This is a genomic window from Marinobacter alexandrii, assembly GCF_005871205.1.
Lineage (GTDB): Bacteria > Pseudomonadota > Gammaproteobacteria > Pseudomonadales > Oleiphilaceae > Marinobacter > Marinobacter alexandrii.
In genome coordinates this window covers 498,531-521,372 of the sequence record NZ_SWKM01000013.1, presented here as the reverse complement: position 1 = coordinate 521,372, position 22,842 = coordinate 498,531, and the positions used below count along the sequence as shown (strand labels likewise).

The 22,842-nt window shown below is 58.2% G+C and carries 21 protein-coding genes and 2 tRNA genes; 13 read left to right on the top strand and 10 right to left on the bottom strand.

What is annotated here, in order from left to right; translation table 11 throughout:
• The first annotated feature begins 280 nt into the window (after positions 1-280).
• The gene (locus FCS96_RS13370; protein ID WP_138440869.1) at positions 281-1,501 is read left to right on the top strand and encodes a sensor domain-containing phosphodiesterase; all 1,221 of its coding nucleotides are present in this window, start codon (positions 281-283) and stop codon (positions 1,499-1,501) included.
• Between the two features lie 81 nt (positions 1,502-1,582).
• Here the strand turns inward: FCS96_RS13370 and FCS96_RS13365 are convergent.
• The 9 genes from FCS96_RS13365 to FCS96_RS13325 all read right to left on the bottom strand — a co-directional run bounded on the left by FCS96_RS13365 (position 1,583) and on the right by FCS96_RS13325 (position 8,692).
• Positions 1,583-1,659, bottom strand: a tRNA-Met gene (locus FCS96_RS13365).
• A gap of 92 nt (positions 1,660-1,751) precedes the next feature.
• The gene (gene ychF / locus FCS96_RS13360; protein WP_041340377.1) at positions 1,752-2,843 is read right to left on the bottom strand and encodes a redox-regulated ATPase YchF; all 1,092 of its coding nucleotides are present in this window, start codon (positions 2,841-2,843) and stop codon (positions 1,752-1,754) included.
• 82 nt (positions 2,844-2,925) lie between these two features.
• Positions 2,926-3,516, bottom strand: a complete 591-nt coding sequence (gene pth, locus FCS96_RS13355; RefSeq protein WP_138440868.1) for an aminoacyl-tRNA hydrolase — start codon at positions 3,514-3,516, stop codon at positions 2,926-2,928.
• Positions 3,517-3,537: 21 nt separating this feature from the next.
• The gene (locus FCS96_RS13350; RefSeq protein ID WP_138440867.1) at positions 3,538-4,182 is read right to left on the bottom strand and encodes a 50S ribosomal protein L25/general stress protein Ctc; all 645 of its coding nucleotides are present in this window, start codon (positions 4,180-4,182) and stop codon (positions 3,538-3,540) included.
• A gap of 166 nt (positions 4,183-4,348) precedes the next feature.
• On the bottom strand, positions 4,349-5,299 hold the full coding sequence (locus FCS96_RS13345) for a ribose-phosphate pyrophosphokinase (RefSeq protein ID WP_041340382.1): 951 nt from the start codon (positions 5,297-5,299) through the stop codon (positions 4,349-4,351).
• 52 nt (positions 5,300-5,351) lie between these two features.
• Positions 5,352-5,426, bottom strand: a tRNA-Gln gene (locus FCS96_RS13340).
• Positions 5,427-5,445: 19 nt separating this feature from the next.
• On the bottom strand, positions 5,446-6,309 hold the full coding sequence (ispE, locus tag FCS96_RS13335; RefSeq protein WP_138440866.1) for a 4-(cytidine 5'-diphospho)-2-C-methyl-D-erythritol kinase: 864 nt from the start codon (positions 6,307-6,309) through the stop codon (positions 5,446-5,448).
• Positions 6,306-6,947 carry a lipoprotein insertase outer membrane protein LolB gene (lolB, locus tag FCS96_RS13330; RefSeq protein ID WP_138440865.1) on the bottom strand — a complete coding sequence of 214 codons (642 nt, stop codon included), beginning with the start codon at positions 6,945-6,947 and terminating at the stop codon, positions 6,306-6,308. Before lolB ends, ispE begins: the two co-directional genes overlap by 4 nt.
• Entirely contained in the window at positions 6,947-8,692 is a 1,746-nt protein-coding gene (locus tag FCS96_RS13325) for a tetratricopeptide repeat protein (protein ID WP_138440864.1), read from the bottom strand. Before FCS96_RS13325 ends, lolB begins: the two co-directional genes overlap by 1 nt.
• A 235-nt stretch (positions 8,693-8,927) precedes the next feature.
• Between FCS96_RS13325 and hemA the strand changes: the two genes are divergently transcribed.
• Genes hemA through FCS96_RS13305 form a run of 4 tightly spaced genes read left to right on the top strand, consistent with a single transcriptional unit; the run spans position 8,928 to position 12,921 of the window.
• Entirely contained in the window at positions 8,928-10,217 is a 1,290-nt protein-coding gene (gene hemA / locus FCS96_RS13320) for a glutamyl-tRNA reductase (protein WP_138440863.1), read from the top strand.
• Positions 10,214-11,302, top strand: a complete 1,089-nt coding sequence (gene prfA, locus FCS96_RS13315; protein ID WP_138440862.1) for a peptide chain release factor 1 — start codon at positions 10,214-10,216, stop codon at positions 11,300-11,302. The genes hemA and prfA overlap by 4 nt, the downstream gene beginning before the upstream one ends.
• Entirely contained in the window at positions 11,292-12,182 is an 891-nt protein-coding gene (prmC, locus tag FCS96_RS13310; protein WP_138440861.1) for a peptide chain release factor N(5)-glutamine methyltransferase, read from the top strand. The genes prfA and prmC overlap by 11 nt, the downstream gene beginning before the upstream one ends.
• Positions 12,172-12,921, top strand: coding sequence for a HesA/MoeB/ThiF family protein (locus tag FCS96_RS13305; RefSeq protein ID WP_138440860.1), 750 nt, complete (start codon positions 12,172-12,174; stop codon positions 12,919-12,921). Before prmC ends, FCS96_RS13305 begins: the two co-directional genes overlap by 11 nt.
• Positions 12,922-13,052: 131 nt before the next feature.
• Here the strand turns inward: FCS96_RS13305 and phrB are convergent, their stop codons facing one another.
• Positions 13,053-14,456: a deoxyribodipyrimidine photo-lyase gene (gene phrB, locus FCS96_RS13300; protein ID WP_138440859.1), complete on the bottom strand. Its 1,404-nt coding sequence runs from the start codon at positions 14,454-14,456 to the stop codon at positions 13,053-13,055.
• Positions 14,457-14,645: 189 nt separating this feature from the next.
• Between phrB and FCS96_RS13295 the strand changes: the two genes are divergently transcribed.
• From FCS96_RS13295 to FCS96_RS13260, 8 genes are all read left to right on the top strand, one after another.
• Entirely contained in the window at positions 14,646-15,455 is an 810-nt protein-coding gene (locus FCS96_RS13295) for a hypothetical protein (protein ID WP_138440982.1), read from the top strand.
• Between the two features lie 50 nt (positions 15,456-15,505).
• Positions 15,506-16,366, top strand: a complete 861-nt coding sequence (locus tag FCS96_RS13290) for a mechanosensitive ion channel family protein (RefSeq protein ID WP_138440981.1) — start codon at positions 15,506-15,508, stop codon at positions 16,364-16,366.
• The gene (locus FCS96_RS13285; RefSeq protein ID WP_138440858.1) at positions 16,347-16,844 is read left to right on the top strand and encodes an ATP-dependent zinc protease family protein; all 498 of its coding nucleotides are present in this window, start codon (positions 16,347-16,349) and stop codon (positions 16,842-16,844) included. The genes FCS96_RS13290 and FCS96_RS13285 overlap by 20 nt, the downstream gene beginning before the upstream one ends.
• A complete protein-coding gene (gene rimK, locus FCS96_RS13280) occupies positions 16,841-17,749 on the top strand; it encodes a 30S ribosomal protein S6--L-glutamate ligase (RefSeq protein WP_138440857.1) in 909 nt (302 codons plus the stop codon). Before FCS96_RS13285 ends, rimK begins: the two co-directional genes overlap by 4 nt.
• Position 17,750: 1 nt before the next feature.
• Entirely contained in the window at positions 17,751-18,818 is a 1,068-nt protein-coding gene (locus tag FCS96_RS13275; RefSeq protein WP_138440856.1) for a succinylglutamate desuccinylase/aspartoacylase family protein, read from the top strand.
• Between the two features lie 13 nt (positions 18,819-18,831).
• Positions 18,832-19,257 (top strand): secondary thiamine-phosphate synthase enzyme YjbQ, encoded by a 426-nt coding sequence (locus FCS96_RS13270; RefSeq protein WP_138440855.1) that lies wholly within the window; start codon positions 18,832-18,834, stop codon positions 19,255-19,257.
• Positions 19,258-19,515: 258 nt separating this feature from the next.
• Positions 19,516-20,496, top strand: a complete 981-nt coding sequence (locus tag FCS96_RS13265) for a TAXI family TRAP transporter solute-binding subunit (RefSeq protein ID WP_138440854.1) — start codon at positions 19,516-19,518, stop codon at positions 20,494-20,496.
• A gap of 91 nt (positions 20,497-20,587) precedes the next feature.
• Entirely contained in the window at positions 20,588-22,783 is a 2,196-nt protein-coding gene (locus FCS96_RS13260; protein ID WP_138440853.1) for a TRAP transporter permease, read from the top strand.
• The last annotated feature ends 59 nt before the right edge of the window (positions 22,784-22,842 follow it).

Here is a 22,842-nt window from a genome sequence, read left to right as displayed (position 1 = left end):
CCACGGATAGCAACACCGGGCACGGATGAGGAACCGGTGTCTCTGAAGGCATTGAGCGTGAGATCGCGGTGTCCAATGGCCAATTGGTTGGCCGTTTTGCCGAGTATTATCGCTGCGTGTTCGAGCGTCCCCACGGAGACAGCCAGCTAACGGAAACCCTTCGCCGGGCGATTCGTCGCATGTTCTTGCGATTAATCTAAGCTCGGTATCAGGACATTTTGGAAATTGCATCGTAAGAGAAATAGTAGTCGTCACACAGGCATAAAATGGGGTTTTTGCAATGGGCACTCAGGAAATGGTTCCTGCCAGTGAGTTTTTCGATATAGATGTCAGTGTTTCGGTGTCCCGTCTTCTGTCGTTGCTTCGCCAAAGCTTCGACATGGACATTGCGTTCATCGGTAAGTTCGAAAACGGGTCTCGAACCACCGTTTTCGTTGATGGCAAAGAAGGCGTTGAGCTCCCCCAGACCGGTTCTTTCTGTCATGCAGATGAAGACACCTATTGCAAAAAAATCGCAGAAGGTGAGTTGCCAGCGATCATTTCAGATACGTCGCGCAATCCCATTACACGGAAAATGCCGATCACTGACGAACTCTCTATCGGCTCCTATATTGGTGTTCCACTCTATCTTTCAGGCGGCGAGTTATACGGCACTTTGTGCTGTATGAAACGCTCCAGCGATCGATCTCTGGAACAGCGCGATCCTGCCATTCTTCGTTTTGTGGCAAGTGTTATAGCGGACCGGATTGAAGCTTATCGAAACGCCCAATTGCGTACCAAAGAAATTAGACAACGCCTGAGTGATCTACTCTCCAAGCAGCAGTTCGAAATGTATTTTCAGCCAATCTGGTCTGTGGCAAGTGCTTCCATTGCCGGGTATGAAGCTCTGGCCAGATTCAAAACGGAGCCATACCGCACCCCAGACGTCTGGTTTGGCGAAGCCGCTGAAGTAGGGCAGCGTGAAATCCTTGAGTCGATGGCGATCAAATTGGCGTTGGACCAACTTTTTAAGCTTCCTGAGCAGTGCTTTCTGAGCGTAAACGCCTCCCCTGAGCTGATTCTGTCCGGCGAAGCAGAGAGGCTGATTAATCGGTTTGACGCTCATCGCATCATCCTGGAAATAACGGAGCACTCCAGAATAGTGAACTACTCTGAGCTTCGAGAGGCAGCCCATAATCTGAGACAGATGGGAGTCCGCCTCGCTATCGATGATGCGGGGGCAGGCTACGCTACGTTTCAGCACGTCCTTGAACTTGATGTTGACGTCATCAAGCTGGATCTTACGTTGATTCGTGATATTCACATTGACGAAAAGAAGCAGGCGCTTGCCGCCGCACTTGTCTCCTACGCCCGTCGTGCCCGGGCGAAAGTGGTTGCTGAAGGAGTGGAGACTCAGGAAGAGTTCAATATGCTGAGGGAGCTCAATGTGGATAAAATACAGGGCTACCTTATTGGAAAGCCGGCCCCGTTATCTACCGCACCTGAACACCAGATGCCGTGAGCCTGCTTAGGGTCTCTGCGGGAGACAAATCACCAGACGAAAAAAAGGGCCACGACCAAAATCGTGACCCTTTTCGAAGTCTGGTAGCAAGGGGCGGAGTCGAACCGCCGACCCCAGCATTATGAGTGCTGTGCTCTAACCAACTGAGCTACCTTGCCATTTCGTTCCGGGCGTTGCCCTAAACGAGGCGCGTATTTTCAGTATTTGGGCCCATCCTGTCAAGGCTTGGGGCCGACTTTTTCCTGAAAAGTTACACGTTGAAGCGGAAGTGGATAACGTCGCCGTCCTGAACGATGTAATCCTTGCCCTCCAGGCGCCATTTACCGGCATCTTTGGCACCGGCTTCGCCGTTGAACTGGACGAAATCGTTGTAGCCCACAATCTCGGCACGGATGAAGCCACGCTCGAAATCGGTATGGATCACGGCCGCGGCCTGGGGCGCAGTGGCACCGATACGGACGGTCCAGGCGCGGACTTCCTTCACGCCGGCAGTGAAGTAGGTCTGCAGGCCCAGCAGGTCGTAACCAGCACGAATAACGCGGTCCAGTCCCGGCTCTTCCATGCCCATTTCGTCCAGGAACATGGCTTTTTCTTCGTCTTCCAGTTCAGAAATCTCGGCTTCCAGCTTGTTGCAGATGGGGACGACAACGGCGTTCTCGGAAGCGGCAATCTCGCGCACGGTATCCAGGTGCGGGTTGTTCTCGAAGCCGTCTTCATTCACGTTGGCGATGTACATGGTAGGCTTCACCGTGAGCAGGCACAGCTCACGGATCAGGGCCATCTGGTCTTTATCCAGATTCATGCTGCGCACCGGCTTGCCTTCGTTCAGCACGGGCAGCAGCTTTTCGAACATCTCCAGTTGGGCCTTGGCTTCCTTGTCACCGCTCTTGGCAACGCGTTGAACGCGCTTGATGGCCTTCTCTACGGTGTCCAGGTCGGCCAGGGCCAGCTCGGTGTTGATCACGTCGATGTCGGATGCCGGATCAACCTTGTTGGCCACGTGGATCACGTTGCCGTCTTCGAAGCAGCGCACCACGTGAGCAATGGCGTCGGTCTGGCGGATGTTGGCCAGGAACTGGTTACCCAGGCCTTCGCCCTTGGATGCCCCGGCAACCAGGCCGGCGATGTCGACAAATTCCATGGTGGTCGGAACCGTGCGCTCTGGCTTGACCATCTCGGACAGCTTGTTCAGGCGCGGATCCGGCATCGCTACCACACCAGCATTGGGCTCGATGGTGCAGAACGGGAAGTTCTCTGCGCCAATGCCAGATTTGGTCAGTGCGTTGAACAGGGTGGATTTGCCGACGTTGGGAAGGCCGACGATGCCGCAGTTAAATCCCATGGAATGCCTCTGCTGGTACTAAAAAATGTGGGCGGATTATACCGGTGTCAGCCGGAACGTGCGAGTAAGGGGAAATGCCCTCTCAGGGCGCAGGCTTGAAGCTGTGCAGACGGTTCATGGCGGCGGCCAGTTTACCGCTGGCGGCCTCTGGCAGAACCCGCATGACCTCGTCAAAGACCGCGGTCAGCTCCTCGGTTTCTTTCTTGCCAAGTCGGCCGAGTACGAAGCCGGTCACCTTGCGGCTATCGCCTGGATGACCAATGCCCAATCGTAGGCGCTGGAATTCCTTGCTGCCAAGGTGCGCGATGGCATCCCGCAGACCGTTGTGACCACCATGACCACCGCCTTTTTTCAGTTTGGCAGTGCCAGGGGGCAGGTCGAGTTCGTCGTGCGCAACCAGTATCTGTTCGGGGGAAATCTTGAAAAAGTCCGCCAGAGCCTTGATGGACAGGCCGCTGCGGTTCATAAACGTGGAGGGGTTCAGCAAGTGCAGGTCGAGTCCCTGCCACTGAATGCGGGCATAGAGTCCGTGGTACTTCTTTTCGGGGCGGAGCGTCTGGCCCGCATGGCGGGCCAGCGCTTCGACGAACAGGGCGCCGGCGTTGTGGCGGGTATTCTCGTAATCAGGACCGGGGTTACCCAGTCCGACCACCATGACAATATCCTGTGCCATTCGCCGTTGCCCCCGGAGTGATTACTCCTTCTCTTCGCCTTCTTCGCCTTCTTCACCTTCTTCCGCTTCGTCGACTTTCGCGCCGCGCGGCTTGTGAATGGCGACAACCGGCAGGTCGTGATCTTCACCCTGGAGCAGGGCAGCAACACGAACGCCTTCCGGCAGTTTCAGATCGCTCAGGTGAACAACCTGGTCCATTTCAACCGCAGCCATGTCCACTTCGATGAACTCAGGCAGGTTCTGCGGCAGACAGATCACTTCAACTTCGTTGATCTGGTGGTTAGCCACACCGCCGTGAAGCTTGATAGCCGGTGCAGATTCTTCGTTAACGAAGTGCAGCGGTACGTTCACGTGGATTTCGTGGTCCTTGTCTACGCGCAGGAAGTCAGCGTGCGTCAGGATGGGCTTGTATGGATGACGCTGCAGATCCTTCAGGATCACGCTTTCTTTCTTGCCGTCCAGTTCAACGGTCAGAACGTGGGAGAAGAACGCTTCGTTTTCCAGAGCTTTCTTCAGCTCGTTGTGCCAGATGGAAATCGCGGTTGCTTCCTTGTTGCCACCGTAAATGATGGCTGGAATTTTCCGTTCCTCACGACGCAGGCGGCGGCTCGCACCTCTCCCCTGATCGTCACGAGGAAATGCTTCAATAACAAAATCCTGAGACATGGTAATAACCTCAATCGTCACCTGAACTGCCCGCGACCAGGCGTTGGATCAGGTGATGTTTCTGAAAAGCCGGATTTTTCCGGCTGACTAAAAGAGTCGGGAGCCTGATTAGGCTCCCGACTCGGTAACTGCTTGTTTTGCCAGAGGGCTAGCGCGCTAAACCCGCTTAGGCATTCTCGAACATGGCACTGATCGATTCTTCGTTGCTGACGCGGCGAATCGACTCCGCCATCAGCCCGGCCATTCCGAGGACGCGGATTCTATCACAATTTTTGGCTTTGTCACCCAGCGGGATGGTATCGCAGACAACCAGTTCGTCCAGATCCGACGCGTTGATGTTATCAATCGCGGGGCCAGACAGAACCGGGTGGGTGATGTAGGCCACAACCCGGGCTGCGCCATGCTCTTTCAGAGCGTTGGCCGCTTTGCACAGGGTGCCGGCGGTATCGATGATGTCGTCCACCAGGATGCAGGTCTTGTCGCGAACGTCACCGATGATGTGCATGACCTGGGACACGTTCGCCTTCGGGCGACGCTTGTCGATGATGGCCAGGTCGGCATCGTCCAGTTTCTTGGCGACGGCACGGGCGCGAACAACGCCGCCGACGTCGGGAGAAACCACGATGAAGTTTTCAAAGCGCTGCTTCTCGATGTCTTCGAGCATGACCGGCGTGGCGTAGATGTTGTCCACCGGAATGTCGAAGAAGCCCTGAATCTGATCAGCGTGCAGGTCAACGGTCAGAACACGGTCCACGCCGATGCTGGAGATCATGTCTGCTACTACCTTGGCGCTGATGGCAACTCGGGTAGAGCGTACCCGACGATCCTGGCGTGCATACCCGTAGTAAGGGATAACGGCAGTGACACGTGTTGCGGAGGCCCGGCGAAGGGCGTCGGCCATCACAATCAGTTCCATCAGGTTATCGTTGGTGGGGTAGCAGGTCGGCTGGATGATGAACACATCATGGCCGCGTACATTCTCATTGATTTCAACGGTGGTTTCACCGTCGCTGAACCGACCGACAGTAGCCTGGCCCATGGGAATGTGGAGTTTCTGTGCGATGTCTTTGGCAAGCTCAGGATTGGCGTTGCCAGCAAAAATCATCAGTTTGGACACGACGGCATCCTTCTCAGTATCGGCGTTTGATTCAGAAGAAGCGGGAGAAAGGTGGCTGGGGTGGCAGGATTCGAACCTGCGCATGACGGGATCAAAACCCGTTGCCTTACCACTTGGCGACACCCCAGTATCGTGCTTTTTTGGCATCATTTCAGCTCTGTCAGCTTTTTGTGTAGAGGCGAATAGTTCACCCCTTTAGCTACGAACCCCGTGATGCCGGAGGGTTTGCTTTCCCAGATAATCCGGGCTGCGGATTCTGTAGGGAAACGTCCAAATATGCAAGCCCCGGTTCCGGTTAATCTTGCAGGTCCGAATTGTGCAAGCCAATCCAGGCTTTGGTTGACCTCAGGATACAGTCTTCGAACCGCATCTTCACAGTCGTTTCGGTACCTCGAGGCGTCTCCCTCAAAAGCGGGCGCTATTTTGATTCTAGGGGTGTCCCTTGTCAACCCTTCATCGGAAAAAATCTTACCGGTGTTGATGTTGCAGCCGGGTTTCAGAACCACGAACCAGTCTTCCGGCGGGGTTGCCGGCGTCAGTTTTTCGCCCACGCCCTCACCAAAGGCGGCATGGCCACGAACAAAGACCGGAACGTCAGCTCCAAGTGTCAGGCCCAGTTGTGCCAGCTCGTCAATGCTGAGGTCGAGCTGCCAGAGATGGTTCAGGCCCAGCAGCGTGGTGGCGGCGTCAGAGCTGCCGCCGCCCAGGCCACCGCCCATGGGCAGGCGTTTGATGATGCTGATGTCGACACCGGGCAAGGGCGCGACCGCCCGTTTCGCCAGGGCCTCGGCCGCACGCAGCACCAGATTGTCCTGGTCGGGAACGTCGGCGAGGGCCTGGGTAAGACGAATGCCCGGGCGCTCGGGGGTCAGTGTGAGGGTGATGTCGTCGCCGTGGTCAAGGAACTGAAACAGGGTTTGCAGTTCGTGGTAGCCGTCTGGCCGGCGCCCGACAATATGCAGAAACAGATTCAGTTTCGCCGGCGCCGGCAGGGTGATGCTGCTAGTCACGGCTTGGTGTCCAGGGTGTTCCAGTCACTGACCACTAATCGCACCCGCTTGTCGTCTTTCAGGGCGGTGATTTTCGCCGGCAGGGTGGGGTGGTCTGGCAGGAATTGCTGCCAGCGGTCGTAGCGGATTTCCCAGCCGGCCTGGCGAATGATCGCCAACTGGCTGGCGTCATCAAACAGTAGACGGAAATCGTCGCCCGGGGCGGGCAGACCCCGAATCCACCACACCAGGTGGTTGAGGGGCAGTTGCCAGCCGGTGGCGGCGGCCACCAGGGCTTCGGGTTCGCCGGATCGGTAGGTGTCGCCACCGGGCAACGTCAGTTCAATAAACCCCGGCACACCCTTTAACGTGGTGCTGCCCATACCCAGGAATGACGACGACAGGGCCAGGTCGTATGCTTCGCCCTGCTGGATCCAATGATTGATCAGCGCGGTACCGCTGTCTGAAGGTTGCCGTACTGCCAGTTTGCCCATTAGCTGCCAGTGGTCGAAGCGGGTCAGTTGCTGACTGCGCTTGGCCCAGCCAGCAGGTGGCTGATCGGTCATCCCCTCGGGCAGGGGGGTCAGGTCAATGGTGGTGCAGGCGCCAAGCAGGGCGATCAATGGCAGTAACAGCCATAAACGGTACGTTCGTGGCATTACAGATCACCGTTGTCGGTCAGCCGGTCGATGGTTTCCCGCAAAACACTGTGGTCAGCATCCTGTTCCAGGCCTTCCTTCCAGACGATGCGGGCCTGATCCTCGGCACCGCTTACCCACAGCGCCTCACCATAGTGAGCAGCGACTTCCGGATCGGGGAATGCGGACCAGGCCCGTGCCAGGTAGTCGAGGGCAGTTTGCAGCTGTCCTTCCCGGAACAGGACCCAGCCCATGCTGTCGAGAATGGCGGGGTTTTCCGGATCCAGGGCCAGGGCGCGCTCAATGTAATTGCGGGCTTCCTTCAGGCGATCGGTTCGGGTGGTCAGGATGTAACCCAGGGCATTGAGGGCGACCGCATTGCCCGGATCCTCGTCGATGATGTGCTTGAGGTCTTTCTCGGCGCGTCCCGGCTGATCCAGGGTGTCCAGCATCATGGCTCGGGCGTAGCGAATCTGGATATTGCCGGGGAATTCGTCCAGTGCCTCGGTGGCAGTTTCCAGGGCGGACTGATTGCGGTTCTGGTCCAGCAGCAGGTTCACTTCCAGCAGCCAGAAGTTCTCGGCTTGTTGCGGGTTGGCGCCTTTCAGGCTGCGAATATTGGCAACGGCATCGTCCAGTCGATCTTCTTCGGCCAAAAGCTCGCTGGTGCGCGCCAGTGCCGGGAAATAGTAGTTGCCCTGGGCAACGCTCTGATAATAGCTGATGGCCTGCTGGATATTGCCGGCCTCGTCTTCCAGCCGCCCCAGGTAATAGTTGGCTTCGTTGGCGTGGTGCCCCTGCTGGATCAGGCGATTCAGTTCCTGTCTGGCCAGATCAGTCTGGCCGTTTTCCATGGCAACCAGGGCGTGTGACAAACGAAGGCCCGGAGTGTTCGGGTACTGCTGCACCAGGCGCTTGAATTCGTCCTGGGCGGCCTGCAATTCGCCCTCGCCCAACAGCATGCGGCCATAAAGTGTGCCCATGCGGCGGTTGTTCGGGAAGCGGCGGGTGTTGGTCATCAGGTAATCAAGCGCCTGCTTCTGGGCATTTTCCTGATAGAGCAGGTCGCCTCTGAGAATAATCGCTGGCTGGAAGTTGGGGTGCTCGTCCAGCAGCGGGGTCAGTCGGTTCAGGGCCTGACCAGGATCGCCGGTTACTTTTAATAGCAGTGAAATGCTGTATTCGAGTTCGGGAGAATTCGGGTAGCGCTCCGCCATCTCCTTATATAGCTGCAGTAGTTCTTGCTGCTGTTCCGGAGGGAGATTGCCGGCCATGGCGGCAAGGCTGTCGAAATCAGCATCGCCTCCCTGGTTCATGATTTTTTCCATGTGGCCTAGCGCAGTATTCAGTTCGTTGCGCTTGATGGCCTGGATGGCGGATACCCGCAGGGCCTGCAGATTGTCGGGATCGACCTCCAGCCACAGTTCAGCGAGTTGCCTCTGGGCGTTGTCGCCATTGAGGGATTGGGCAATGCGCATGGCGCGTTCGATGACGCCTTTATCCCGAGACTTCTGGGCTGCCTTCAGGTAGTTCACCAGGGTGACGTCGTAGCGGCCGCGCTGAGCGGCAATCTCACCGGTAAGAAGGAGATAAAGAACGTCCGGCTCGAAGTCGGCATACTCAATGCTCGCCTCACTGGCGGGTTTTACCTCGGGGGCGGCTTGGGCTTCAGTGCTGGTGGTTTCCCCGGAGCCATTCAGGCTGGCACAACCGGCGAGGGAGAGGCCTAGCAGGCAGGTGGCCAGTAAGGGTGCGGATCTTTGCATGCAACTTCCCGTGATTCTGTCGACAGCTCATCAGAGATTGACGCCAACCCGCCGCTGGTTTGAGCTGGATCGGCTCGCGGCCGTGGCCGGTTCCCTATAATGGCATAAGCGCCTGATCTTGCCCAACCTGTCCGCACTTGCCGCAGCGTTCCGGCATTAAGGTGGCAGCGGAGGGCGCTGGTCGTTAAAATGTCTGACATTAACCCCTGTTGGCATAAGGTTGTACAACCAAGACATGGCACTGGTAACGCTCGGAATCAATCATCGTACAGCTCCGGTAGAGCTGCGCGAGCGCGTGGCGTTCACACCGGAGCACATGGCGCACGCCTTTGCCGAATTGCGGGCGGCGTCTGGTGCTACTGAGGCGGCCATTCTTTCTACCTGTAACCGCACGGAGCTGTACCTGGCGGGTGATGACGACTGCGCGCCGTCGGTGCTGCGCTGGCTGGCGGGCTTTCACGATCTCGACTGCTCCGAGCTGGAACAGTCGCTGTATGTCTATCGGGATGCCGAGGCGGTCCGGCATGTGATGCGGGTAGCAGCAGGGCTTGATTCCATGGTGCTGGGCGAACCCCAGATCCTCGGGCAGTTGAAAGATGCCTATGCCCTGGCGCGGGAAAACAACGCCAGCGGCGCCTTCCTGTCTCGAATGTTTGAGCAGGCGTTCTCGGTGGCGAAACGGGTACGCACCCAGACTGCGATCGGCGAAAACCCGGTGTCGGTGGCTTACGCTGCGGTAAGCATGGCGCACCACATTTTTGCCGACATGTTCCGCAACAAGGCCCTGCTGATCGGTGCCGGCAAGACCATTGAGCTGGTGGCCCGGCACCTGGCCGATGCCGGCGTGCAGGATTTCCTGGTGGCAAACCGTACTCTGGAGCGGGCCCAGACCCTGGCTGGTCGGCATGGTGGTAAGGGCATTCTGCTGTCGGAAATCCCGGAACACCTGGCCGACGTTGATATCATCATTTCCTCAACCGCAAGCCCGCTGCCCATTCTGGGTAAGGGTGCGGTTGAGCGGGCGTTAAAGAAGCGCAAGCACAGGCCCTATTTCATGGTGGACATTGCTGTTCCCCGGGATATTGAACCGGAAGTGGCCTCGCTGGACGATGTCTATCTGTATACCGTCGACGACCTGCGTCAGGTCATTGAAGAAAATATCCGGTCCCGTGAGGGCGCGGCCCGGGAAGCTGAAAACCTGGTCGCCTCCGGGGTTCAGGATTTTCTCAACCAGCTCCGCGCACTGGATGCTGTATCAACGCTCAAGCAATTCCGCCAACGCGCCGAAGTCCTGCGCGATGTGGAAACCGAAAAAGCCCTGCGTACTCTCCGCAACGGAGGCGATCCGGAAACGGTGTTGCGCAGTCTGGCTCGTGGTCTTACCAACAAACTTCTGCATGAACCGTCGGTACAGGTCCGCAAGGCCACTACCGAAGGACGTCCCGAGGTGACCGAATGGCTGCGTGAATTGCACCAGCTGGATGTTCTGGAAGCAGACGAGCCGACCACCCCGGAAAAAATATGAAACCATCGATCCAATCTCGCCTCGAACAGCTCTCTGACCGCTTCGAGGAGGTCAGCGCGTTGCTCAGCGATGCGTCCGTTATTTCTAATCAGAGCCAGTTTCGGGATCTGTCCCGTGAATTTGCCGAGATAGAGCCGATTGTTCATTGCTTCGAAGCTTGGCGTGAATCCCTGAACGACATCGAAGCGGCCAAAGAGTTGGCTGAAGACAGCGATGCCGATATGCGGGAAATGGCGGCGGATGAACTGGCGGTTGCCCGGCAGAAAAACGAAGAACTGGACGAAGAGCTGCAGCGCCTGATGCTGCCAAAAGACCCCAACGACGGTAAAAGCGTGTTCCTGGAAATCCGGGCCGGTACTGGCGGCGACGAAGCCGCTATTTTTGCCGGCGATCTGTTCCGGATGTACAGTCGCTATGCGGAGCGCCGCCGCTGGCAGGTTGAAGTTGTCAGCGAAAGCGAAGGCGAGCACGGCGGTTATAAGGAAATCATTGCCCGGGTTGCTGGCGACGGCGTATACGGCGCCTTGAAGTTTGAATCCGGTGCTCACCGGGTTCAGCGGGTACCGGAAACCGAATCCCAGGGCCGCATTCACACCTCCGCCTGCACCGTGGCGGTTATGCCGGAGGCGGACGAAGCCGAGGCGGTAGAAATCAACAAGTCGGACCTTCGGGTTGATACCTTCCGCGCCTCTGGTGCCGGTGGTCAGCACGTAAACAAGACCGATTCTGCGATCCGGATTACCCACCTGCCCACCGGAATCGTGGTTGAGTGTCAGGAAGAGCGGTCGCAGCACAAGAACCGGGCCAAGGCCTTGAGTTTCCTGGCGTCCCGGCTGCAAAATGCCGAGTTGGAACGGCAGCAGAAATCCATGGCCGAAACCCGCAAGAGTCTGGTTGGCAGTGGTGATCGCTCCGAACGGATTCGTACCTACAACTTCCCCCAGGGTCGGGTGACTGATCACCGCATCAACCTGACGCTGTATAAGCTGGACGAAGTGGTATCCGGTGATCTGGATGCGGTGCTGGTGCCCTTGCAGCAGGAGCACCAGGCCGAATTGCTGGCGTCGCTGGCTGATGACCAGTAACACCTCGCTGAGTTGTGAGAGTCTGTTGCGTCAGGCCGTCGAGCGTATCGGCGGCGACAGCCCCCGATTGGATGCGGAGCTGCTGCTCAGCCACGTTACCGGCCTGAGTCGGACCAGCTTCCGGGCCTGGCCAGAACGCGAGGTTTCCGCCGATCAGGCGGCAGAATTCGATACCCTGGTGTCCGAACGCACTGACGGCAAGCCGGTGGCCTATCTTCTGGGGCATCAGGAATTCTGGTCTCTTCCTTTATTAGTCAGCCCCTCAACGTTGATTCCCCGTCCCGACACCGAGTGCCTGGTGGAAGCGGCGTTGTCCCTGCCGCTTCCGGCGGCGGCCCGGGTTCTGGATCTGGGCACCGGCACGGGTGCCATTGCCTTGGCGTTGGCCAGTGAACAGCGACAATGGCAGGTAACTGCCTGCGACTGCGTGGACGAAGCAGTGACACTGGCCCGCAGAAACGCCCAAGAGCTTGGGCTGTCGGTTGAGGTGCTGAAAAGTTCCTGGTTTTCCGGCCTTAATTCCGGAAAATTTGAGCTGATCGTGTCCAACCCGCCCTATATTGCTAATACCGATCATCATCTCCATGAAGGTGACGTGCGATTTGAACCGTCGTCCGCACTGGTCTCTGGTGTGGACGGTCTCGACGATATCCGACAGATTGTGGAGCAGGCGCCAGACTGGCTTGAGCCTGGTGGCTGGCTGCTTCTGGAGCACGGTTTTGATCAGGCCCCCGCAGTTCGCTCGTTGTTGGAGGCAAGAGGTTTCTGGGCGGTGGAATCCCGGAAAGACTACGGTGACCGTGATCGGATGACACTGGGGCGTTGCCCCGGTGGCTTAACAAAATCGGATCAGCAGAGAGGAGAGCGACATGCTCAGTGATGACGAGCTGCTGCGCTATAGCCGACAGATTCTGATGCCCAGTTTTGATGTGGCGGGTCAGACGGCGCTGAAATCCGCTCGGGTGCTGGTAATAGGCGCTGGCGGTCTCGGCTGCCCGGTGGCGTTGTATCTCGGTGCGGCTGGCGTGGGCCAACTGACCCTGGTGGATGACGACGACATTGAGCTGGCGAATCTCCAGCGCCAGATCGGCTTCGAACAGTCGGAACTGGGGCAGTCGAAGGCCGAAGCCCTGGCCAACCGGGTGCAGCGGATCAATCCGTTGGTTTCAGTCACCGCCCTTAACCAGCGCCTGGACGGCGATGCTCTGGCCCGGCAGGTGGAAGAAGCGAGTCTGGTGGTGGATTGCTGTGACAACTTCCAGACCCGGTTCGCCATAAATCGGGCTTGTGTGGCCTCCAAGGTGCCGCTGATATCTGGTGCCGCGATTCGGGGCGAAGGTCAGCTCTCGGTCTATGATTCCCGGAATGACCAGAGCCCTTGTTACCACTGCCTCTATCCCGAGCAGGGCAACGAGGAACTGACCTGTTCCGAGGCCGGTGTAATCGCGCCCCTGGTCGGCATGATCGGATCGGCCCAGGCCATGGAAGCCATCAAGGTGATTTCCGGTGTCGGCACGCCAATGGTTGGTCGGTTGCTGATCCTTGATGCCTGGCAAATGGCTTGGCGCGAAATGAAACTGGCGAGGGATCCTGAATGCCCAGTCTGTGGTACCCCCTGATCCGATAGCAACAGACTGGAAGACTCTGCCAAAACCGTGCGGAGCCATGGATGGCGGAGCCGAGCGTACAGGGACGTATTCACAGCGTGTTTTGGCAGAGTCTTCCAGTCTGTTGCCACGCTGTGTCTGATCTAATCCTTCAACGCCTGAAACTTGGCAATCGCCTCCTTCCGGCTTTCCTTCAGGTCCACGATCGGTCGCGGATACCCCTTCGGAATAACCCCGCCTTTGTTGCCGGGATCGTGAATGCGCTTGTTGTCGAGCTTGGCCAGTTCCGGCACCCACTGGCGGATGAAATAGCCCTTCGGATCAAAGCGCTCGCTCTGGGTCACTGGGTTGAACACCCGGAAGTAGGGCGCTGAATCGGTGCCGGTCGACGCGCTCCATTGCCAGCCACCGTTGTTTGATGCCAGGAAGCCGTCCACCAGTTTGGACATGAAATAGGCCTCGCCCAAGCGCCAGTCGATGAACAGGTTCTTGGTCAGGAACATGGCGGTCACCATGCGCAGGCGATTGTGCATCCAGCCGGTTTCATTCAGCTGCCGCATGGCGGCGTCGACAATCGGGATTCCGGTCCGGCCTTCTTTCCAGGCCTCGAACTTCTCACCGGGTTCATTCCACGTCAGCGCTTCAGTGTCGGTTTTGAACGCCCGATGCATGCTCACGCGCGGGTAGTGGTAAAGAATGTTGATGTAGAAGTCGCGCCAGGCAATTTCACTGATCCAGGTGGTCAGGCCCTCCTGATTGCCGCCCATGCCCTGGGCCTGGCGCGCCGCCAACAGGCACTGCCGGCCAGATAACACGCCGTTGGCCAGATAGGGCGACAACTGACTGGTACCATCCAGTGACGGAAAATCACGATCTTCTTTATACGCACCGGCGCGTTCGCTGAGGAAACTTTCCAACTGGTCATGGGCGGCATCTGCACCGGTTTCTACCAGCGGGGGCGGGGCATCGCGAAACGCCTTGGGTATCTCCTCCACACGCGCCGCCTTCACCGGCTTGCCTTGGGCTTCGGGAATTGGCAGCACGGTCGGTTGGGCGACATCGATCCATTTTTTCCAGCTGCGGGAAAAGGGCGTGAACACCGAGTATGGCTCTTCCTGCTGATTCAGGATGTCACCCACCGGGGCCACAGTCTGATCCCGGTACTTACAGACTCCCACGTCCTCAGCGTCCAGTCCCTGTTTCAACTGCTTATCGCGGCGGCGCTCATTGACCCCGTATTCCTCGTTGAAGTGCACATGGCCAATGCCTTTATCGCGACAAAGCTGCGTCAGGGATTCGATGCTGTCGCTGAATCGCTTGGTATTAATAAAGGTCATCGGAATACCCAGTTGCGCAAGTTCCTTGGCCAACGCATTGGCGTGGGCAATGACAAAGTGCACCCGGGCCGGGGACCAGTCGTGCTCCTGCCACTGTTCTGGTGTAAGGATGAAGCATGCGTGCACGCCGCTCTTGGCTTTGCAGGCGGCGGTGAGCGCCGGGTTGTCGGCGGTGCGGAGGTCGTTTCGAAACCAGACCAGCTGTGTCATGGGAAATCCTGTCGCGCGTTGCTCTCTTGGAGGTACATTTGGAGTACCTTATTTATAAAGTCAGGCATAAGGGTAAATACATGCCAAGGATTCAATAAAATCACAGACTTGGATATTCGCTGAGCTGCCATGATTGGATTATAGTGAGTGAAATCTGCCAGTGAGATGCGAAGGAGTCCCGTGGCACAAATAGAACCCCAAACCGAAGGCCTGCAAGACGGCGTGTGGGCTCAGCCGTACACCCTGGCGTCCGGGCAAACCCAGTATCATCAGCTGGGGCAAGTGCGTCTTTGGGTGACTCTTCTGGATCAGGAATGGCAGGTTCGCTCCCAGACTCGGGCGCCGGAGACAGATCCCGTTACCTGGACCCAGAGCATCGGGCACACCTTGCCGTCGTCTGACGTGGAGCTACAGCGTTTCATCCGCCCCGGTGATTCCAATGTCGTTACCTTTATTCCCGGTGTTGCGTCCCTGCCCACGGTCATCCGCCCTTTTCAACCGCTGACGATCCCCGCCGGTGGCCGCTGCGTCATCTATGTCGGCACGGTGGTATGGATGAAGGTCTGCGTCGGCGAGACGAAAACGGTTCTGACCGAGGTGCCGCTGGGAACACCTTCACTCACGTGGGTCGGTCGCAACACCATGGAGGGGGAGCTGTGCTATTCGTCGTCCAGTTTTGCCCGGTTGGTGTTGGAGGCAGTGCCCAAGCGGCCGTGGCGGGCGGTCACGCCAGTCACCATCGTGAACCAGCGGACGGCGCCGCTGTTGCTGGAGCGGTTCAGCCTGCCGACGCCGTTGCTGTCCCTGCACCTGAATGAACGGGGCCAGCTCTGGACACCCGGGGTGACGGTTGTGTGTGAAACCGAAATGAATTCGGCCAGTCTGAACGTGGACCAGTCGTTGTTGGCAGCGGCAGGGCCGTGCAAGCAGGTTGGGCCAGCCCGTGAGCCCATTGCCCGTGGCCGTCTTGTCCGCGCCTTTGATCGCATGTTTGGTTAACCCCGTATGAGGGAGTCATCGTTTTGTTAGAACAAATTCAGGCCGGTGTGATGTCGGTGTTCACCGACATTGCCTGGGGGGTATGGGCCAGTTCGCTGTTTCTGCTGGTGCTGGGTGTGGTGTTGGGCTCCGTGGCGGGCCGCAGTGCAGCGAGGTTCATGGAACAGCGCAGCACCCGACATCACACGGTCATGGTGCGCCGGCTGGTTTTTTACGTCATCGTGCTGTTGTTTGCCGTCGCAGCCCTTCGGGAGGCCGGGTTTTCGCTCGATGTGGTTCTGGGCGCGGCCGGGATACTGACGGTAGCCATTGGTTTCGCTTCCCAGACCTCGGCCTCCAATATGATCAGCGGGTTGTTCCTGCTGGTGGAAAAACCCTTTGAAATTGGTGATGTCATCGAGGCCGATGCCACCATTGGTGAGGTAGTTGGCATCGACATGCTAAGCGTGAAACTGAGGACGCCGGACAACCTGTACGTCCGGATTCCGAATGAAACCCTGATCAAGACCCGGGTGGTGAACCGGTCCCGGTTCCCTATTCGCCGGCTCGACCTGACTGTGGGTATTGCCTACGCTGAAGATGTAGAGCGAGTTGAGGCGCTGTTGTTGAAATTGGCCGAAAAGAACTCCGTTTGCCTGGAAGAGCCAAAACCCTTTGTGCTGGTAACTGCGTTTGGTCCGTCGTCGGTGGACCTGCAGTTTTCCTTTTGGGTGCCCAAGGACAAAGTGCTGGATGGCCGCAGCAGTATGATGGTGGCAATCAAACAGACACTGGACCGGGATGGTATCGAGATCCCATTCCCGCACACCAGTATCTACGCCGGCAGTCATTCGGAGCCGTTCCGGGTGCAGTTGCTGGGGCCGGAGACCACTGCTAACAAGGAACCGCTGGATGTCGACCAAGACCGTTGAGATGATCAAGTCCATCCCCCCGAAACCCAACGACAATAAGGTTGCCCTGGGCTGGCGGGAGTGGATCGCACTGCCGGATCTGGATATTGGCCGGATCAAGGCGAAGGTGGATACCGGGGCCCGTACCTCGTGCCTGCATACCTTTCGCACGGAACCATACACCGCCAATGGCGAGCGCCGGGTTCGATTTTGGGTTCATCCGGTCCAGAACAACCTGCACCAGGTGGTGGAGTGCGATGCCAAGGTGCTGGATGAACGTGATGTGTCCGATTCGGGTGGACATAGGGAGTTGCGGCTGGTGATCGAAACCACGCTGGTAGTGGGGGATCAAAGCTGGCCGATTGAAATGACGCTGACCAACCGGGATTCCATGCGATTCCGGATGCTACTAGGGCGCACCGCCATGGGCGGGCGCTCAATGATTTACCCTGAAGCCTCTTATTTAGCCGGCGAGCCGGCGCTAAGGACCGAGAAATGAAAATTGCGGTGTTGTCGCGCAACAAAAATCTGTACTCCACCCGTCGTTTGGTGGAAGAGGGCATCAATCGGGGTCACGACGTGCAGGTGATTGATTGCCTGCATTGCTCCATGAATATTACCTCGGCAAAGCCCCAGATCCATTACCACGAGGAAGTGCTGGAAGAGTACGACGTGGTCATTCCCCGTATTGGCGCCTCGGTTACCTTTTACGGTACGGCGGTATTGCGCCAGTTCGAAATGATGGGCGTGTTTCCCCTGAACGAATCAGTGGCCATTACCCGTTCCCGGGACAAACTGCGTTCATTGCAGTTGTTGGCCCGGAAAGGCGTAGGCATGCCGGTGACCGGCTTTGCTAACAAGCCGGACAACGTACCCGAGCTGCTGAAAATGGTGGGGGGCGCCCCCGTAGTCATCAAGCTGCTGCAAGGCACCCAGGGCATTGGTGTGGTGCTGGCGGAAACCCGTAAGGCTGCGGAAAGTGTGATCGAAGCGTTTATGGGGCTAAAGGCCGACATCCTGGTGCAGGAGTTCATCAAGGAGGCGGGCGGTGCCGATATTCGTTGCTTTGTTATCGGTGACAAGGTGATTGCCGCCATGAAGCGTCAAGGCGCGGAAGGGGAATTCCGCTCCAACCTGCACCGCGGTGGCAGTGCTTCACTGGTGCGTATTACTCCAGAAGAGCGTCGCACTGCGGTGATGGCCGCCAAGTCCATGGGCCTGAACGTTGCCGGTGTCGACTTGCTGCGGTCGAGCCGTGGGCCGTTGGTGATGGAAGTGAATTCGTCACCGGGCCTGGAGGGGATTGAGAATGCCACAGGCAAAAACATTGCCGGCATGATCATCAACTGGACCGAAAAGAACCAGAAGCCCTGGAAAACCCGAACCAAGGGCGGGGGCGGCTGAGATGGCAGCACGCGCCCCCTTCGTTATTGCCGATTACGAGATAAAGGCCGGCACCCGGCGCACCGTGGAAGTACCGGTCGCCAAGCTGTATACCCACACGCCGCTGCATATCCCGGTGGAGGTGGTGCACGGCCGTCGGGCCGGCCCGGTCCTGATGGTGTGTGGAGCCATTCACGGCGATGAGATCAATGGCGTGGAAATTGTTCGTCGCGTACTGAAGAACTCGGCCCTGCGTCATCTGCGGGGCACTTTGGTGGCGGTGCCGATTGTCAATATCTTCGGCTTCGTACAGCGCACTCGCTACCTGCCGGACCGACGGGATCTGAACCGTTGTTTTCCAGGCACTGAATCCGGTTCGCTGGGTGGTCGCATCGCCTACCTTTTGCGCACCCAGATCATGGAGAACGTGTCGCACATTATCGATTTGCACACTGGCGCGATTCACCGCTTCAACCTGCCCCAGATTCGGGCCGAGCTGAAGAACCCGGAAACCATTCGCATGGCTGAGGCTTTTGGTGCTCCCATCATCATCAACGCCGGTCTGCGGGACGGTAGCCTCCGGGCCTACGCCGATTCCCAGGACATTCCAGTTATCACCTTTGAGGGCGGCGAAGCCCTGCGGTTCGACGAGGTGGTTATCTCCAGCGGCGTGAAAGGCGTGATTCGAGTGATGCGGGAGCTGGAAATGATTCCGGCCAAGAAGGGCCCGGGCGCCCCTAAGTCGCGCTCGGAAACTGCCGCCAACTCCCAGTGGGTGCGCACCGATATTGACGGCATCATGCGCCCGGTGGCGAGGCTCGGGCAGAGGGTTCGGAAAGGCCAGAAGCTGGCGATGGTGGCTGATCCGTTTGGCGAGTCAGAAAACGCGGTGCTGTCACCCTGTTCTGGCATCGTTATCTGCGTCAACAACCTGCCGCTGGTCAACGAGGGCGAGGCGATTTACCACATCGCACGCTTTGACGAGCTGGGTGAAGCCGAAGCCGCCATGAAGCATTTCCGTAGCAGTTATGAGTCGGACCTGGCCGATGATGTGGTGCCGGTGCACCCGTGGGACGAAAACCAGAAATGACGGGAGGCTAACGATGATCTGGGATCAGACATTTATTGACCTGGAACCTCTGCCAAGGGGGTTCCACCTGGTAACCAATGAAGTCCTGGCCCGGGCGCCCAACCTGAGCAACTGCGAAGTGGGGCTGCTGCATCTATTCTTGCAGCACACCTCGGCGTCGCTGGCGGTCAATGAAAATGCCGATCCCGATGTCCGCGGCGACCTGGAGCGGCATTTCAACGTCATGGTTCCCGAGAACGCGCCGCACTACCAGCACGTCGCGGAGGGGCCGGACGACATGCCTGCCCACATCAAAACTATCCTCATAGGCCCCTCACTGATCCTGCCGGTCAATCATGGCCGACTGGCCCTGGGCACCTGGCAGGGGATCTACCTGTGCGAGCACCGGGACGACTCCGGTGGCCGTCGCCTGGTGGCAACCCTACAGGGACGATGGTAAATCTCAAGCCCGACCTCCGGCCTTACGAGTCTCCCAATCCGTTCTACACTGAGTGTGAATACCCACCCATTGCTTGAATTTTATGGGTGGACATTCACCCATTTTTCAGCAGGGAAAGCCCGTTTGTTTTAGTAGAGTGTTGGTTTTAAAGAATTTTTATTAACTGGTCTGCTCCTTGCTGTCTAGATTGAAGCCGTTGGTCTTTCTGATGGCTCTAATAAGCACCCAACAAACAAAATGAAACGGGGAGCACCCTCTATGAAGACCCAAGCCGTGATGGCGGCCGCGTTCGCCTCCACTCTCGTTGTTGCACCAACCGCATTTGCGCAAGACCGTTCCGGATGGCCGGAGAGCTTTACCGTGGGTACCGCCAGTCAGGGCGGCACCTATTTCGCCTATGGTTCGGGTTGGGCCAACTTTGTTGCGGAGAACCTGGGCGTGTCTGGTGGTGCTGAAATCACCGGCGGCCCCATGCAGAACATGGCGCTGGTGCACACCGGCGACCTGAAATTCGGCCTGACTACCATGGGCCCTGCTCGTGAGTCCATGGAGGGCAAAAGTCCGCTGGCACCGGGCATGAACATGGATAATGTCTGTGCCATGTTCCCGATGTACGAGACGCCGTTCTCGGTTACCGCACTGACCAGCTCCGGCATTACTTCCATCGATGAGATTCCAGATGGTGCCACCATCGGTTTCGGCCCGGCCGGTTCAACTTCCGATACCTATTTCCCACGGATGATGGAAACCCTGGGCGTAAACTTCGAGCGCCGCAACGGCAGCTGGTCTGACCTCGGTGGTCAGCTCCAGGATGGCCTGATTGATGTAGTGGCCTTTGCTGCTGGTATCCCCATTCCGGCGGTCAGTCAGCTGGAAGTACAGACCGACGTCAACATCATTGGCATGAACGACGCCGAGGCCAAGAAGATCACTGATAACTTCCCGGTCTCTGAGTTCACTATTCCGGCCGATACCTACCAGTCCCTGAACGAGTCATCCCGCGTGGTGTCCATGTGGAACTTCGCCATGGTGAACTGCGACATGCCCGAGAGCTTCGTGTACGAAATCACCAAGCTGACCATGGAGAACAACGACAAGATGGTCTCCATCCATAAGGCAGCTCGCAACTCGGTTCCTGAGAACTACAGCAAGAACAACGTACTGCCCTGGCATCCGGGTGCCGCTCGCTGGTTCAACGAGAACGGTTACCCGATCGAAGACGGCAGCATCAAGCAGTAACCATCGCCGACAGGGCGGGCCGCTTAGGTGGCCCGCCCTGGATGCCGTCGGCTTCAGGCCGACGACAGTATTCCTGTAAGCAGGGTTTATCATGACCACAGAACACACTTCCAAAACCGACCATCCCCAGTCTGCCGACACGGCCATGCCTGAAGAAGACCATATGCTGGCGCACGATGTGGACGAGGAGCCGGTTGAGGCCAACCGCCGGCTGTTCGAAGGCGGACTCCTGAAATTCGTAACGTTGTTGGCCATTGTCTATTCGGCGTTCCATTTGTACTCTCTGAACATCGCACCGCTGGAAACCTGGTCGTTCCGGATCGTACACATCGCGGGTGCGCTGGTGCTGGGCTTTATACTGTTTGCCGGCGCCCGTTTTGTTTCTGCTGAAGAGGGTTCAGCCCGTCACCGCTGGACCACCTGGTTCGGTGCAGCAGCGCTGCTTCCGGCATTGTACGCGTTGTACCAGACGTTCTCGTTCTATCAGATGGTGCAGGGCGGTACCCTGCGGATCCCGGTGGAACTGGAAACCTGGCATTTTGGCTGGCCCCTGCTGGCGGCCACCGGACTTGGTGTCGTCATGTCCTGGTTCCACCAGCGCGAGCGCTCCCGGTTCAGCGTACCTGATCTGGTTCTGATCGTGTGCTCCATTGCCGTCGCGGCCTATTTCCTGGTGGTTTATAACACCACCATGCGCATGTCCACGGGCACCTCGTTTGCGCCTATCGGCATCTCGTTTGCAGCCATTGCTGGTACGGCCCTGATCATGGAGCTGACCCGCCGGGTGGCCGGAATGGCCCTGGTGATTATCGGCCTGGTGTTTCTCGTTTACGTCTTCGCCGGCCCGTACCTGCCCGGGTTTCTGGGGTATCCCGGGCTGTCGGTTCAGCGTTTCTTCAGTCAGGTCTATACCGACGCCGGCATCCTTGGGCCGACCACGGCGGTATCGTCCACCTACATCATCCTGTTCATCATTTTTGCGGCCTTTCTGCAGGCCTCAAAAGTGGGTGACTACTTTGTGAACTTTGCCTTTGCCGCCGCCGGTCGCTCCCGTGGTGGCCCGGCCAAGGTTGCCATCTTCGCCTCCGGCCTGATGGGCATGATCAACGGCACCAGTGCCGGTAACGTAGTATCGACCGGGTCGCTGACCATCCCGCTGATGAAGAAGGTGGGCTACAGCAAGAAATCCGCTGGCGCGGTGGAAGCAGCCGCCTCCACCGGTGGCCAGATCATGCCGCCGATCATGGGCGCGGGCGCGTTCATCATGGCCGAAATTACCGGCATCCCGTACACCGAAATTGCCATTGCCGCGATTATCCCCGCTATTCTGTATTTCGCGTCGGTGTACTTCATGGTGGATTTTGAAGCCAAGAAGCTGGGCATGCGCGGCATGCGCGAGGACGAGCTGCCGAACCTGAAGCGGCTGGCCAAACAGGCCTATCTGTTTATTCCGATTGTTATCCTGATTGTGGCCCTGTTCCAGGGATACTCGGTGATTCGGGCCGGTACTCTGGCGACGGTGTCTGCCGCAGTGGTGAGCTGGATCTCGCCTCACAAGATGGGTCTCAAGTCCATCCTCAGGGCCTTTGAGATCGCGTCCTACATGGCGGTTCAGATCATTGTCGTGTGTGCTGCCGCCGGCATTATCGTTGGCGTTATCTCCCTGACCGGTGTCGGTGCGCGCTTCTCGGTGCTGCTTCTGGATGTGGCTGCTGCCAGTAACCTGCTGGCGCTGATCTTTGCCATGTTCATCTCGATTCTGCTGGGTATGGGCATGCCGACCACGGCCGCCTACGCCGTCGCAGCGTCAGTAGTTGCGCCGGGTCTGGTCCAGCTGGGCATTGAACCGCTCACCGCGCACTTCTTCGTGTTCTACTTTGCGGTGGTGTCGGCGATCACGCCGCCGGTGGCGCTGGCGTCCTACGCGGCGGCCGGTATCTCCGGTGCCAACGCCATGGAAACCTCGGTAGCCTCGTTCCGTATCGGGATTGCCGCGTTCATCGTTCCGTTCATGTTCTTCTACAACAGTGCGCTGTTGATGGATGCCAGCTGGTTCGAGATTGCACGGGCCCTGGTGACTGCCACCTTCGGCGTGTACATGTTGTCCGGTGGTGTGCTGGGCTGGTTTGCCCGGGTGTCGGCGCCCTGGGTAACCCGCGTGCTGCTCATCGTTGCCGCGTTGATGATGATTGAAGGTGGAATCTGGACCGATCTGGCCGGTATCGGCCTCGCCGTACTGGCGTTCCTGATGCAGCGCCAGCGCGCCGTGAGGGTGGCGCCGGCCTGACGGTCGGCCCGGAGCGGGCAGGGCAGTCGCACTCGCTGCGGTTGTTCGGCCCGGTTCCG